This window comes from Actinopolyspora mzabensis (assembly GCF_900101095.1).
GTDB classification, from domain to species: Bacteria; Actinomycetota; Actinomycetes; order Mycobacteriales; family Pseudonocardiaceae; genus Actinopolyspora; species Actinopolyspora mzabensis.
The window spans coordinates 363,390-376,971 of sequence record NZ_FNFM01000002.1 but is presented as its reverse complement, the minus strand read 5'-3'; the positions used below and the strand labels follow the sequence as shown (position 1 = coordinate 376,971).

Below are 13,582 nucleotides of genomic sequence, written 5' to 3'. Positions count from 1 at the left end.
GGCTGCCGCTTCGTTCGGCGGGGTTCCCGCTTCCGAGTCCGGAGCCGCACAACTTGATCACTCGGCGGAGGGAAATCTTGAGGCGCAGCACCTCACGGAAGAGTGAGCGAGAGTTGTCACGATTGCCAGTTACCGTAACTCAGTTACTGTTACTGCCGTGTGGCAATCGGATTCCTCGTTCTGGGACGTGCTGCCGGCGGCGTTGCTCGCGCTGGCCATGCTGAGCTGGCCGCTGGTGTGCGTACTGCTCGGACGGATCCGGACCGCCCGGGGCGCGATGTCGAGCGCACGGCCGCCCGCCGTGTGTTCGAACTCGGAGCCGGGGTGATTCCCACGACGGGGTGTCGCGGCCCGTTCCTGCCCCGTCTCATTCCCCCAGTCGCACCGTGACCTTCACGTCGTCCTCTTCCGCGCGTAGCGCTCGTTGCCACTCCGTCAGCGGCACCCTGCGCGAGATCAGCCCGTTCAGCCACTCCCGGTCCGCCGCGTCCAGCGCGTGCACCGCGCCGCGGTAGTGCCGCAGGTTCGCGCTCACGGTCCCCAGCACCGTGTCGTTGTCCAGCACGAGTTCGTCGTTGATCGCACCGGCCGGGATCCGCATCGTGTGATCACCGCCGGACAGCCCCAGCAGTACGGTGATCGCGTTCCGGGCGGTTCTGCGCAGTACGTCGAACACCACGTCCCCCGAACCGGTGGCCTCGAACACCAGCTCGGGTTCAAAGTCCAGCTCGTCCAGCGAATTGTGGTACCCGGCACCCAGTTCACGAACCAGATCCGGTTTCGCTCCCCGCTCGACCCGGTCCATCACGTGCACGTCCAGTTCACGCTGCTTGCCGAGCAACGCCGCCAGCAGCCCCACCGGTCCGGCACCCGTGATCAGCACCCGTCGCGGGGCGAAGTAGGAGCGTCTGGCGACGAACTCGGCCTGCTCCCACGCCTTCTCCACGATCGAGGTCGGTTCGGTCAGCACTCCCAGCTCGCCCAGCCGGTGGGGCACCGGTACGGCGAACCTGGGCTCGACGGTCCAGCGTTGCGCTCCGAACCCGTCGAGTCCCCTGATCCCGCACTCGGTGTACTCGTTGTTGCGGCAGAAGTCCCACTGCCCGGCGGCGCACGCCGGGCACGGCCGGGGGTCGGGTCTGCGGACCACCCCCACAACGTGATCGCCCTCCCGGAAGCCGCTGACCGCGGGGGCGTAACTCACCCTGCCCAGCGACTCGTGGAACAGCACAATTCGCTCCCGACCCGCGGGAGACGTGCCGTGCTCGGACCCCACGACCTCCTCGTCGGTCGAACACACTCCCGCCAGCAGGCCCTCGACCAGTAGCTCCCCCGGATCCGGTGAAGGATCGGGCAGCTCGTCGACGGCCGAGGAGCCCGGTTTTCCCGGAATCACGGTCGCCGCCTTCAACGCCGGCTCCCTCCGTCGCGTCGACTGGATTCCTCGCGAGTGTGCCCGCCGTAGAGCATCGCCGCCGAGTTGACCAGGGCGAGGTGGCTGAACGCCTGCGGGAAGTTGCCGGTGAACCGCTCCGCGTGGGGGTCGTACTCCTCGGCGAACAGGCCCACGTCGTTGCGCAGCTCCAGCAGTTCCCCGAACATCCGCTCGGCCTCGTCGCGCCTGTCACACAGCGCGAGCGCGTCGACCAGCCAGAACGAGCAGGCCAGGAACGAGCCCTCCCGACCCGTCAGGCCGTCGACGGAGTTCGTGCCCGGCTCGGTGCTGTAGCGGTCCACCAGCACGCCGTGCCGCAGTTCCCGCTCCACCGCGCGCACGGTGCCGCGGACCCGTTCGTCCTCGCCCGGCAGGAAACCCAGTGCGGGGATGAGCAGCGTCGCGGCGTCCAGCGTGGTGCCACCGTAGTACTGGGTGAACGCGCCGAGCTCGGTGTTGAACCCCTCGCGCAGCACTTCCTCACGCACCGAGTCCCGGATCTCGCGCCAGCGGTCCACCGGTCCCGGGAGGTCGTCCTCCTCCACCGCCCGGACCGCGCGGTCGAACGCCACCCACACCATCACCCTGGAGTGGGTGAAGTGCCGGTCCGGCCCGCGCACCTCCCAGAGCCCCTTGTCCGGCCGCTGCCAGATGGTCTCCAGGTGCTTGAGCATTCCCCGCTGCAGCGCCCACGAGTCCGGGGTCTCCGCGACTCCCCGCTCGCGAGCGAGGTGCAGCGCGTCCATCACCTCGCCGAACACGTCCAGCTGCAGCTGGTCGTAGGCCGCGTTGCCGATCCGCACCGGTGAGACGTCCTGATAACCGGGCAGCCAGTCCGGCTCCCACTCCAGCAGGTGTCGCTCACCACCGACGCCGTACATGATCTGCAGATCCGCCGGATCTCCCGCGACGGCCCGTAACAGCCACCGCCGCCACGATGCCGCCTCCGCCGAGCACCCGAAGTTGTCCAGCGCCAGCAGCACCAGCGTGGCGTCCCGCAGCCAGCAGTAGCGGTAGTCCCAATTGCGGTTCCCGTCCAGCGCCTCCGGCAGCGAGGTCGTCGGAGCCGCGATGATGCCGCCGGTCGGGGCGTAGGTCAGCGCCTTCAGGGTGGCCAGTGAGCGGTACACCGGTTCGCGGTGCGGTCCGGTGTAGTTGATCCGGCGCGACCAGTCCCGCCAGAAGTCCTCGTTGTCCCGCACCTCCTGCACGGGATCCATCGGGGCGGGCAGATCGTCCGGGTCCGAGGACCACTGCAGCACCCAGGAGTAGCGTTGCCCGCCGCTCACGGTGGTCGTGATCTCGTGCGCGCGCTCGTCCTCCTTGCGGACGGGCAGCACGTCGCCGCGCAGCACCACGGTGTGCGGCCCGGCGAGCGCGAGCAGGTACTCGTCCGGTATCGGCTCCCGCTCGCGGATGGTGCGGACCCACGGCATCGAGTGGCCGTAGGCGAACCGCACCACCCAGCGGATTCCGATCTCCACCTCGCCGGAGATTCCCTCGACGGTCCGCACCACGCACGGCTCGTCGTTGTGGTTCTTCTCGTGCGGGGGCATGCTGTCGATCAGTCGCACCACGCCGGTGTCGGTGTGGAAGTCCGTTTCCAGCACGAGCGAGTTGTCCCGGTAGCGCCGCTCGACCCGCCGCACGGGGCCGGTCGGTGCGATGCGCCAGTGACCGTGGTTGTCCTCGCCCAGCAGTCGGGTGAAGCAGGACGGGGAGTCGAACCTGGGCAGGCAGAGCCAGTCGACGGAGCCGTCCCTGCCCACCAGGGCGGCGGTACGCAGATCGGACAGCAGCGCGTAGTGCTCGATCGGTCCGGGACCGCCGTTGCGTTGATCCTCACTCACAGGGTCGAGGCTAACCGCGTCGCCCGTGTCCCCCGGTTGTGGCGCCGAGCACGTGTCCGAGATGGCCCCGTGCCTCGCCCGGTGGCACCGGACTCTTCCCACCCGGCCTCTTCCCACCCGAATTCTTCCCACTCGGACTTCTCGGCGTCGAGCGTGTCGGGGAGAACCGACGCGAGCCACCCGGGTCCGCCCTGGCACGGCACGACCCGACGAAGCACCATCGGGAAGGTCGGCTCACTCCGAGGTGGGCGCCTGGGCCAGCATGTCGTGGGGGATCACCGCACGCACCGGGTCGTCCAGGTTCAGCCCCAGGTCCAGGCCGTCGAGCAGCTCGGGCAGCCGCGCACCCGCGACGGTGCGGTAGCTCGGCCAGTCCTCCGGAACCCGGTTCACGGATGTGCAGGCGGGTACGAGCCTGCTTCCGTCGTCCAGCTCCGCCTCGTAGAGCGCGTCCTCGTCGTCCTCCTCGGCGTAGAGCAGCAGCTCCCCCGCCAGCACGGCGGCCGGTAACTCGGACTCCGAGGCGTGGCCGGTGGCGATCAGCTGCAGCACCCGCTCCAGCTCGTTGCTGGGTTCGAAGGTGCTGGTGCCCGGTTCGTACTCGTCGTTGGGGTGGAAGCGCTCGTCGATCTCTCCGGACTCGTCGATCCGGAACGCGCCCACCACACCTTCGGGCGGAACGTGCTCCCCGGAGGCCTCGTAAGCCGGGTCCACGATGTAGAGCCAGCTGTTGGGGGTCTGTTTCGCCTGTTCCCGCATCTCCTCGGTGATCTGTGGCGCGTAGGGGGGTAGCGATTCGTCGGCTGCCATTTCGGTTCACGGCCCTTTCGGATGCGGTGGTCGGTTCGTACGGAGCCCGCCCGTTCGAACGGATCCCGCACGGCAGTATGCGCCCCGGTCGCCGGGCCCGAGGGTCTCGGTCCGGTCCGACGCGCGGTTTCGATATGACAACGGCTCTGTGCCGCACGGATGATCGGGATGCTTCGTGCGGGGGTAGGCGTGCAGACTAAACAGTCGATGCTCGTGTCGGGGCGAGCAGGTGGGTGGGAGGTGGTTGCTCTTGATCGGACAACGAGAGGCGTTGCGGCTGACCGGTTGTGAGACGTTCGATCCGCGCGGTAGTCGGATCGGCGTCGTCGGCCGGGTATTCGTGGATGATGACACCGAACAGCCCGCTTGGATAACGGTGCAGACCGGGTTGTTCGGTACCAACGAGAGTTTCGTTCCGCTGGCCGGCGCCGCGTTCGACGGTGACACGCTCACCGTGGCCGTCGGTCGGGAAACGGTTCGACGTGCACCGCGCGTGGCACTCCAGGACGGCGATCTGGAACCGGAGCAGGAAACGAAGTTGTACGCGCACTACGGGATGCGCTACGGCGTGAACACTCCGGAACCGGTGCTGCCCCTCGAGGAGACGCCACGACATTCCGCCGTGGCGGAGGGCAGCCAGGTGCGGGCACTCCGCACCCGGTTGCGGCGTTGGGCGGCGGCCCCCCCAGTAGGGGTCCGCCGGTAGGAGTGCGACGACAGGAGTCCCCCGCACGTCACGCGGGTGATGTCCTCGCGGAATCTTCCGCAGGCTCTCGCTTCGGGCGGCCCGGTACGAGTGGCGAGCAACGTCACGTCGTGGGCCCCGGCGAGAGCGCGCGGAAGACCCGCCGCGTCCGACCGACGGATTCGATTTCCCCGCGAATGTCGGAGGATCGCGTTAAAATGTTTTTCGGCCCGGTTACGAAGTGTTCGGGACCGGGGCCGCGCATGTTTCCGCTCGGGGGCGAAAAATCCGCCCCGTCCGATTCCTCCGGGTTGATTCGATCTTAGTGTTCGCACTTCGGAATGCTTGAGTCCGTCGTTCGTTCTAAGCCCTACGGCTGGTTGGGCTCCCCCTAAAGTGGGTTCCGCGACATGTTCGGCTCGGATACTTTGCCGCGCAGGAGAGGACGACGGTCCGATCCTGGCCGGGCACCCACTGAGAGGGGTAATCGTGCCGAGTATCCAAGCCGGAATGCCGCCACCCGCGGATCCGACACCCCGGAACCCGACCGGGAACAGCACCGCGGCCGGACACGACGCGCACACCAGAGCGCGGAAAGCCGTGGAATCCGTGACCCGCTCGACCGTGGCAGCGGACGGCGTACTACGGGTCGTGCACGGTGCCGAGCGGATCGGCAACACCGCACACCGCCTGCAGCGCGGTGCGAGCAGCCTCGTGCGTGGTGTGGTCAAACCCCCCTACGCCGCCACCGAGCCGCTGGACACCCTGGAGCGCCACAAACTCGCCGAGGGCGTCGAGTACCGAGTGCTCTACGACCGTGCCGCGTTGGCCCGTCCACCGCAGCTCGAGACGACCACACGCCTGATGCGTCGGGGCGAACAGGCGCGGGTGGTGCAATTCGCCCCGACGAAACTGCTGGTCGTCGACGACGAGTTCGGGCTGCTGCCGCTGACCGGTGGTCCCGAGGAGCTGGAGAGCGCGGTGCTGGTGCGCGACTCGGCGATGCTCACCGCCCTGATCCGCGTCTTCGACGACCTGTGGCGCCCGGCGGCCCCGGTGCGGGAGTCCGCCGCCTCCGCCGAATCGGATGTCCCCACCGACGAGGAACGTTGGATCCTTTCGCTGCTGGCCTCGGGAGCCACCGACGACACCATCGGAAGGCTGATGGGATTCAGCTCCCGCACGGCCCATCGCAGGGTGCGCGAGCTCGTCACCAAGCTGGGAGTGGAAACCCGGTTCCAGGCCGGAGTGCGGGCGGTGAAGCTGGGCTGGCTCTGACCGAGCCCGGCCCTCCTCGTGCCCGAGGCGTCGAACGGCGCTCGGTCGGCGGCCGGTGTCGTGCGGCTCCCGGCAGACTCGTAGGCTGCCGGACATGCCGGCCCGACGAGACGTCGATCCCGCTGAGCTGCGTACCGCCGTGGCCGCCACGTTGCCGTGGCTGGACGACCGAGCGCCGCGCCCCGGGCGAAGCGAACTGGCCCGGGCGGTGCGGCTGAGCCTGCGCACCCTCGAACAGCTGGCCCCGGGGCACACGGTCGAGGTCCGGGTGCCTCCCTTCTCGGCGGTGCAGTGTGTTTCCGGCCCGCGGCACACGAGGGGGACACCGCCCAATGTCGTCGAGACCGATCCGCACACCTGGCTGTCCCTCGCGACGGGAAGGATCGGCTGGGACCGAGCGATCCGTCAGGAGCTGGTCGCAGCCTCCGGCTCCCGAGCCGATCTCTCGTGGTGGCTTCCGCTGCTGCGCATCGCCGATCCGGACGGCCAGGCCCCGGAGAAGTGACCGGCCCCACCCTCGGGAGGTGGATACGGCCGGATGACACACGGTTTACACTGAGGTGTAACTCCGGCTCCGTCCCTCAGGGAGTTTTCGGTGGTCACCGACCTGCCATATCCGGGCAGCGCCGAGGCGGTCGAGCAGGACACCCCGCGCGAGGAATGTGGTGTCTTCGGCGTTTGGGCGCCCGGCGAGGAAGTCGCCAAGCTCGCCTTCTACGGACTGTTCGCACTACAGCACCGGGGCCAGGAGGCCGCGGGCATATCCGTCGGCGACGGCTCGCAGATGCTCGTCTACAAGGATCTGGGGCTGGTCAGCCAGGTCTTCGACGAGCAGGTCCTCGCCTCGCTGCGAGGACACGTGGCGGTGGGCCACGCCAGGTACTCCACCACCGGTGGCAGCACCTGGGAGAACGCCCAGCCCACCTTCCGGACCACGGTCACCGGCCGCGGCCTCGCGCTGGGGCACAACGGCAACCTCGTCAACACCGCGGAGCTGTTCGACCGCGCCGTGGAGCAGGGTGCCGACACAGCCGTGGGCAACGCCTCCTCCGCCGCGGGCGCTTGTCAGCGCGCGACCTCCGACTCCGACCTGGTGTGCGGGCTGCTGGCGGTCAACGCCGCGGACAAGGGCGTGGAGCAGGCCGCCATGGAGCTGCTGCCGACGGTTCGCGGCGCGTTCAGCATGGTCTTCTCCGACGAGTCGACGCTTTACGCCGCCAGGGACGCGCACGGCGTCCGCCCCCTGGTACTCGGCCGGCTGGAGCGCGGCTGGGTGGTGGCCAGCGAGACGGCCGCGCTGGACATCATCGGCGCTTCCTTCGTGCGTGAGGTCGAGCCGGGCGAACTGCTGGCCATCGACTCCGAGGGGCTGCGTTCCCAGCGGTTCGCCAATCCCGAACCCAAGGGTTGCGTGTTCGAGTACGTCTACCTGGCGCGCCCCGACACCACGATCGCGGGGCGCTCGGTGCACAGCACCAGGGTGGAGATCGGGCGCAGGCTGGCTCGGGAACATCCCGCGGAGGCCGACCTGGTGATGCCGGTGCCGGAGTCCGGAACTCCGGCGGCCATCGGTTACGCCCAGGAAGCCGACATCGCCTACGGCAACGGCCTGGTCAAGAACGCCTACGTGGGCCGTACCTTCATCGAACCGTCCCAGACCATCCGCCAGCTCGGCATCCGGCTCAAGCTCAACCCGTTGCGAGAGGTGATCCGGGGCAAACGGCTGCTCGTGGTCGACGACTCCATCGTGCGCGGCAACACTCAGCGCGCCCTGGTGAAGATGTTGCGCGAGGCCGGAGCGCTCGAGGTCCACGTCAGGATCGCCTCGCCGCCCGTGCGCTGGCCCTGCTTCTACGGGATCGACTTCGCCTCGCGGGCCGAGCTCGTCGCCAACGGGCTCGATCTCGACGGGGTCCGGCAGTCGATCGGTGCCGACTCGCTGGGTTACGTCTCGCTGGACGGGCTGGTGGCCGCTTCCGAGCAGCCCCGCAACCGGTTGTGCGCGGCCTGTTTCGACGGGAACTACCCGATCCCGATCCCCGAGGAGGACCGGATCGGCAAACACCTGCTGGAAAACCCCGAGCCCAGCAGCGGGGAAACCGCGGGCTCGTCCGACCCGGTGTTACCGAGCGGCTACGGAGCCGAGGACGCCGTGAGCAGGCCATGACGCCGCGGGGTCGGGAGAGGAGGTGCCGGGGGCGGCGAAGGCCCGGCGCCGTGGCCTCCCCGAGTTCGAAACGTCCTCGCAACTTTGGCGGCACCGTGCTCGTTACCCCGGTCGTCCATGTTCGTCCGTAGCGTGGTCGTGCCACGCACGGCTACGCACACCGCATCCGAAACGCGCACCAGATCTGGAGCAAGACGTGTCCGAAGACCTGCTGGCAGGGTCGAATTCCGGTTCCTCCGATCCGGAGGGGCCCGCAGCAACCTACGCCGATGCCGGGGTCAGTATCGAAGCGGGCGACGAGGCCGTCGAGCGGATGCGTCCCCTGGCGGCTCGTGCCACGCGTCCCGAGGTGCTCGGCTCCATCGGTGGTTTCGCAGGCTTGTTCCAGCTCAAGCTGGACCGGTGGACCGAACCGGTGCTCGCCTCCTCCACCGACGGGGTGGGGACGAAGCTCGCGATCGCGCAGGCCATGGACATCCACGACACCGTCGGTATCGACCTGGTGGCGATGGTGGTCGACGATCTGGTGGTCTGCGGCGCCGAGCCCATGTTCCTGCAGGACTACATCGCGACCGAGTCGGTCGACCCGGACCGGATAAGCAGTCTGGTCAAAGGGGTCTCGGACGGCTGCGTGCAGGCGGGATGTGCGCTGCTCGGCGGGGAGACCGCCGAACACCCCGGGATGATGGCCCCCGGTGAGTACGACATCTCGGCCACCGGCGTCGGTGTGGTCGAGGCCGACGACATGCTGGGGCCGGACCGGGTTCGCCCGGGTGACGTGCTGATCGGGATGCGTTCGTCCGGGCTGCACTCCAACGGGTTCTCCCTGGTTCGGCGCGTGCTGCTCGAACAGGCCAGGATGCCGCTCAACGGGCATGTCGAGGAGTTCGGTCGCACGCTCGGCGAGGAGCTGCTGGAACCGACGCGCATCTATGCCAAGGAGTGCCTCTCGCTGGCGGCCGAGGCCGAGGTGCGGGCCTTCGCGCACATCACCGGCGGCGGGCTCGCCGCCAATCTCGAACGAGTGTTGCCCAGCGGGCTCAGTGCCGTGATCGACCGGGGCAGCTGGACACCGGATCCGATTTTCGGGTTGATCGGGCAGCGCGGCAGGTTGGACAACGCCGAGATGGAGCGCACCTTCAACATGGGTGTGGGCATGGTGGCCGTGGTGGCCGCCGAGGACGTGGACCGTGCGCTGGCCGTCTCGACCGCCAGGCATCTGCCCGCCTGGGTGCTGGGCGAGGTGGTCAAGGACGCCACGAACTCCGAGGCCGGGGCCGCGGAGCGGGTCGTGCTGCGGGGGAACCACCCCAGATTCTGAGTGTCGGGTCCGCACCCGTCGGGGACCGCGGGCCCCGCGCGGCGAGCATCGTCGGGGTCCGTGGCGACTCCGCGAGTGGGGAATATACCCCTCCGGGGTACTCGTTGGGTGGAACGAGTCGCGATCACGGAGGAGTCGATGTCGACGCACGCCGCTTCCTGGACGATGGCCGCTTCGGCGACGCTGCACTGCCTGACCGGGTGCGCCATCGGTGAGGTCCTGGGGATGGTCATCGGAACCGCGCTGGGACTGCACAACGCCGCGACCGTCGTTATCGCCGTCGTGCTCGCGTTCGTGTTCGGCTACGGCCTCACCATGCGCGGCGTGCTGCGTGCCGGGGTGGGGTTCAAGCGCGCGTTGCGGTTGGCCCTCGCCGCCGACACCCTCTCGATCGCGGTGATGGAGCTGGTGGACAACCTGGTGATGGTGGGCATCCCCGGGGCGATGCACGCCGGGCTGGCCAACTGGTTCTTCTGGGCGGCGCTGGCATTCGCGCTGGCGATGGCGTTCCTGCTGGCGTGGCCGGTGAACAAGTGGATGATCGGCCGTGGCCAGGGGCACGCCGTGGTGCACGGTGCGCACGCGCACTGAGTGGTTCGGCTCCGGTGCGACGCTCGCCCGGCCGGTGCGGTCGGTCGGTGCGGCGGAGAGGATCAGCCCGAGGAACCGCGATCGACTCGCGGTGACCACGTGCTGGTGACGCCCGATCCCGCTGGGCGCTGTCCGGACAATTCCCCCGGGACAATACGGAACCCACCGAGCCGCATCACCAAAACCGGTGACACAACTCGGTGGGATCTCCGAACAATCGGTCGCGTAACCGGCGCATCAGTCCCGCTCGCTCGTGATGCCGGCCGTTGCCTCGCCCGCCGACAGGAACCCGAAACCCGGTCGACGAATGAACCCGTCACTCGTCGACGTGGCCGCGTTCACCTTCGGTGGTCGTCGTCCCTGTCGTCGTCGTAGTAATCTTCCTCTTCGTACCACTCAGGGGTGTAGTCAGAGGAAAGCTCACGCTCCAACGCCCCGAGGTCAACACTGGGGGAATTGTACTTCAGCTCGCGGGCCACTTTCGTCTGCTTGGCCTTGGCACGGCCGCGCCCCATGGCTCGACCCCCTCGCGCAGGGTTTGCGGGGCGGCCAGGGGAACGGCGGCCCCGCATGAATCTCGACAACCTTTTCCTGTAACTACCGTACCGTGCCGATGCGGTTCTTCGCGACGTGGTAGGCCAACCCGCTCTACCTGGAGCTGGTGACGTGGACCGCAGCGGTACCCGGCGGTTGTCACACGGGACGGGCACTGCCGATCCGGTTCCGACGACATGGCAACATACACGCTGTGCCGGAGCCGTTCGTCGCCTACCTGAGGGTGTACGAGCCCCTGTCGTCATTCGAGTCGCCCCGACGTGAACAGCTCTCCGAAGCGCTGGATCAGGGTGCTGTGGATCCGGTCGGAGTGGGATCTCGGGAACAGCACAGGTGGCTGCGTACCCAACTGTCCATCCGTCCGCGCCTGCTTCCCGGTGAAGCGGTCGACGGTACCGCCCAGGGGCCGGACGAGGTGCTGGCCCTCGACACCGAGGAGGTTCCCACGGGGGATGCCTCCGCGGTGGGGCCGGGGCCGCTCGTCTGCCCACTGGACCTGCGCGGTCGCGCCGCCGCCGCGCTGGTCGGTTTCATCGGCGCGGCGGAACCCCCGCTGCGAACAGCCGCTCTGCACGTGCCCGAGGACACCGCCAAGTCCAAGGCCTCCGCCGTGGTGCAGGAACTCTCCGACAGCGCCGTCCACGTGATCTCCTCGACCTGGACCATCCCGCTGCCGTGGTTCGCGGTGGTGGATCCGGAACAGCGCACCGTGCGCCACGACGAGTACGGGCGGATCAGGCGGCTCTACTGGCTGACCTCGATGGCCGACGCCCGCAGGCGGGTCTCCCGGGCGCACACCGTCACGAGGAACACCCTCGGTGACGAGGGGCCACCGAAGATCCTGCGGGAGACCGGGCGCTGGTTGGAACGGTTCCACCCCCACGCGGCCGTGGAACTGGACTACGGCGGTCTGGTGCAGATGATGTCCGACGAGGACCTGGAAGCGGACTCCTCGGCCGAGGACGTGCACGCGATCGTCGACGCCATGGAACTCGGTCACACCACCGAGGTCGGGGAACGCTACGAGGCGTTGCGCGAGTTCTGGGCCGAGCTGGCCGCGCACGAACGCTACAACTGATCCGAGCCTTCCCACCGCCTCGACCTGGGCGCTCGATCAACGGGGTGGGCGGCCTCCGCCGTCTCGGTGACCGCCCTGAACCTGTCCGTCCTGCCGCTGTCCGTCCTGCCGCCGGCCGCCCCGGCTCCGCTCGCCGGGTCCCTCGTCCGGTCCGGGCTCCTCCGGCCCGTGTTCGTCCGGAGGGGGCAGCGCGGCTCGGACTCAGTCGAACAGGCCCTTGAGCGCGCGGACGGTACCCATCCGGCGACCTCCGCCCAGCACGCTGCTCTCCGCCAGTTCCGTCAGGCTCTCGTTGTCGACCCCCACCGCGCGCAGCGCGGCCACCGCCACCGGCAGCCTGGCCCGCGCCGAGCCGTCGGCGATCTTCAGGGCGATCGCGTGCCCGTCGGGCAGTGCCAACGCCAGCACCCCCTCGACCCCCGACTTGCTCAACAGGCCCGGGACGGCACGCATCAACAGCGTGTCCTCGCGCTCGGTGCCCGCCACGAACCACGGGTGCGCCCGCATGGCGTCGGCCACCCGCCGTTCGGTCGTCCCGGTGGTCGCGGTGACCATGCTCCGGAACGTACGGGCGAGCCCGGTCAGCGAGAGCGCGAACAACGGAGCCCCGCAGCCGTCCACCGAGACCGAGTCGATCGGTTCGCCCGCCAACTCGGCCACGGCCCCGTGCAGTTCGATCTGCAGCGGATGCTTGGGATCCAGGTAGTCTTCGGTGGCCCACCCCCGTTGGGTGCAGGTGGCCAGCATCGCGGCGTGCTTGCCCGAGCAGTTCATGGTGATGCGCTGCTTGCCGAACCCCTCGGAAGCACGCCGGTCCCGCTCGTCCTCGCGCAGCGGCCAGTCGGTGGGGCAGCGCAGTGCGTCCTCGGTCAGGTCGTGGCGGTGCAGCACCTCCCTGGTGCGCAACACGTGTTCCGGCTCCCCGTTGTGGGATGCCGCTGCCATGGCGAGGTCGGCCTCCTCGTCCAGCCGCAGCCCGGCCCGCAGCATTCCCACGGCCTGCGCCGGTTTGTTCGCCGAACGCGGGTACATCGGGCGGTTGACCTCACCCGCGAAGCGCGCCACCCGCCCGTCCGGCGCCAGCACGACCACGGATCCGTGGTGCAGCCCTTCCCGGATCTCACCACGAACCAGCTCCACCAGCGGAGTCTGCTCGACCTGCTCGTTCAATGCCCGTCCCTTTCCGCGGCCAGTAAATCGTCCACCGAGGCGACGCCCTCGCGGTACCGCCGGGCGATCTCGTCGTTGAGGGCGTCCACCACCGCCTGCACCTGCTTGCGCCTGGTGGAGACGGACTCCTCCTCCGACTCGAAGGCCCGCAGCGCGACGTCGAGTTTCGCGGCCGACAACGACATCACGTCGGACAGGTCCACATCCGAGATCAGCGCCTCCACGTGCCTGCGGTGTGCCTCGACCCGTGAGGGCTCCACGGTCTGGTAACGCCCCGAACCGGTGGCCGGTCCGACGGCGTTGTCCGAAAGGATGCCGACCAGTTCCTCCACCACCGTGGCGGAACCGTTCTCGGCGCGTCTGCGCTGTTCCGCACGCACGATGTCGATCCGCGCGTGCAGCATCCGGCGCAGATAGGACAGGTCGGTCTCCTCCTGTGCGGCTTCGTCCCGCAACGAGCGCACTTCATCGAGATCACGTTGTTCCAGACCGCCCGCGAAGTCCGGGTCCAGAACCCGGTCGATGCGTCGGCGGCCTCCGGGGCGCACTTCGATCACGGCTAAATCCTCTGCATCCAGGCGCTGACTTCACCGGAGCCGGCATTTCGGCGCTCGATTACCCACATCCTAGGGGAGGCGATCC

Annotated in this window: 14 protein-coding genes; 8 read left to right on the top strand and 6 right to left on the bottom strand. The window is 69.0% G+C overall.

All coding sequences use genetic code 11. The annotated features are described in order from the left end of the window. Nucleotides 1-157: 157 nt before the first annotated feature. Nucleotides 158-328 carry a hypothetical protein gene (locus tag BLR41_RS22730; RefSeq protein WP_176797805.1) on the top strand — a complete coding sequence of 57 codons (171 nt, stop codon included), beginning with the start codon at nucleotides 158-160 and terminating at the stop codon, nucleotides 326-328. Between the two features lie 39 nt (nucleotides 329-367). Here the strand turns inward: BLR41_RS22730 and BLR41_RS04340 are convergent, their stop codons facing one another. From BLR41_RS04340 to BLR41_RS04330, 3 genes are all read right to left on the bottom strand, one after another. Beyond that, on the bottom strand, nucleotides 368-1,411 hold the full coding sequence (locus tag BLR41_RS04340; protein WP_092626612.1) for a glucose 1-dehydrogenase: 1,044 nt from the start codon (nucleotides 1,409-1,411) through the stop codon (nucleotides 368-370). Next, on the bottom strand, nucleotides 1,408-3,285 hold the full coding sequence (locus BLR41_RS04335; RefSeq protein ID WP_092626610.1) for a glycoside hydrolase family 15 protein: 1,878 nt from the start codon (nucleotides 3,283-3,285) through the stop codon (nucleotides 1,408-1,410). Before BLR41_RS04335 ends, BLR41_RS04340 begins: the two co-directional genes overlap by 4 nt. Before the next feature lie 234 nt (nucleotides 3,286-3,519). Next, nucleotides 3,520-4,095: a type VII secretion system-associated protein gene (locus BLR41_RS04330; protein WP_092626609.1), complete on the bottom strand. Its 576-nt coding sequence runs from the start codon at nucleotides 4,093-4,095 to the stop codon at nucleotides 3,520-3,522. A gap of 250 nt (nucleotides 4,096-4,345) precedes the next feature. On the opposite strand from BLR41_RS04330, the gene BLR41_RS04325 reads away from it, so the two are divergent. The 6 genes from BLR41_RS04325 (at nucleotide 4,346) to BLR41_RS04300 (ending at nucleotide 10,137) form a co-directional block, all read left to right on the top strand. Beyond that, complete coding sequence (locus BLR41_RS04325; RefSeq protein WP_092626830.1) at nucleotides 4,346-4,801, top strand: PRC-barrel domain-containing protein; 456 nt, start codon at nucleotides 4,346-4,348, stop codon at nucleotides 4,799-4,801. A gap of 468 nt (nucleotides 4,802-5,269) precedes the next feature. Further along, the gene (locus tag BLR41_RS04320; protein WP_176797804.1) at nucleotides 5,270-6,058 is read left to right on the top strand and encodes a helix-turn-helix domain-containing protein; all 789 of its coding nucleotides are present in this window, start codon (nucleotides 5,270-5,272) and stop codon (nucleotides 6,056-6,058) included. A 94-nt stretch (nucleotides 6,059-6,152) separates the two neighbouring features. Further along, nucleotides 6,153-6,563 carry a sterol carrier family protein gene (locus BLR41_RS04315; RefSeq protein WP_092626608.1) on the top strand — a complete coding sequence of 137 codons (411 nt, stop codon included), beginning with the start codon at nucleotides 6,153-6,155 and terminating at the stop codon, nucleotides 6,561-6,563. A gap of 90 nt (nucleotides 6,564-6,653) precedes the next feature. Next, nucleotides 6,654-8,225, top strand: coding sequence for an amidophosphoribosyltransferase (gene purF / locus BLR41_RS04310; protein WP_092626606.1), 1,572 nt, complete (start codon nucleotides 6,654-6,656; stop codon nucleotides 8,223-8,225). Between the two features lie 196 nt (nucleotides 8,226-8,421). Then, complete coding sequence (gene purM, locus BLR41_RS04305) at nucleotides 8,422-9,546, top strand: phosphoribosylformylglycinamidine cyclo-ligase (protein WP_092626605.1); 1,125 nt, start codon at nucleotides 8,422-8,424, stop codon at nucleotides 9,544-9,546. Nucleotides 9,547-9,684: 138 nt separating this feature from the next. After that, the gene (locus BLR41_RS04300; RefSeq protein ID WP_092626829.1) at nucleotides 9,685-10,137 is read left to right on the top strand and encodes a DUF4396 domain-containing protein; all 453 of its coding nucleotides are present in this window, start codon (nucleotides 9,685-9,687) and stop codon (nucleotides 10,135-10,137) included. Between the two features lie 338 nt (nucleotides 10,138-10,475). Here the strand turns inward: BLR41_RS04300 and BLR41_RS04295 are convergent, their stop codons facing one another. Further along, nucleotides 10,476-10,652: a DUF3073 domain-containing protein gene (locus tag BLR41_RS04295; RefSeq protein ID WP_092626604.1), complete on the bottom strand. Its 177-nt coding sequence runs from the start codon at nucleotides 10,650-10,652 to the stop codon at nucleotides 10,476-10,478. Nucleotides 10,653-10,885: 233 nt separating this feature from the next. Here BLR41_RS04295 and BLR41_RS04290 point away from each other — a divergent pair, with 233 nt between their 5' ends. Further along, a complete protein-coding gene (locus BLR41_RS04290; RefSeq protein WP_092626602.1) occupies nucleotides 10,886-11,770 on the top strand; it encodes a DUF8083 family protein in 885 nt (294 codons plus the stop codon). 201 nt (nucleotides 11,771-11,971) lie between these two features. Here the strand turns inward: BLR41_RS04290 and BLR41_RS04285 are convergent, their stop codons facing one another. Both BLR41_RS04285 and BLR41_RS04280 read right to left on the bottom strand, forming a co-directional pair. Continuing rightward, the gene (locus tag BLR41_RS04285; RefSeq protein ID WP_092626601.1) at nucleotides 11,972-12,940 is read right to left on the bottom strand and encodes an asparaginase; all 969 of its coding nucleotides are present in this window, start codon (nucleotides 12,938-12,940) and stop codon (nucleotides 11,972-11,974) included. Then, complete coding sequence (locus BLR41_RS04280) at nucleotides 12,937-13,497, bottom strand: RsiG family protein (RefSeq protein WP_092626600.1); 561 nt, start codon at nucleotides 13,495-13,497, stop codon at nucleotides 12,937-12,939. Before BLR41_RS04280 ends, BLR41_RS04285 begins: the two co-directional genes overlap by 4 nt. Nucleotides 13,498-13,582: the final 85 nt, after the last annotated feature.

Excerpts from the sequence above, each read along its gene's own strand:
- BLR41_RS04330 (WP_092626609.1), bottom strand. The coding sequence starts at position 4,095 with ATGGCAGCCGACGAATCGCTACCCCCCTACGCGCCACAGATCACCGAG.
- BLR41_RS04315 (WP_092626608.1), top strand. The coding sequence starts at position 6,153 with ATGCCGGCCCGACGAGACGTCGATCCCGCTGAGCTGCGTACCGCCGTG.
- BLR41_RS04300 (WP_092626829.1), top strand. The coding sequence starts at position 9,685 with ATGTCGACGCACGCCGCTTCCTGGACGATGGCCGCTTCGGCGACGCTG.
- BLR41_RS04295 (WP_092626604.1), bottom strand. The coding sequence starts at position 10,652 with ATGGGGCGCGGCCGTGCCAAGGCCAAGCAGACGAAAGTGGCCCGCGAG.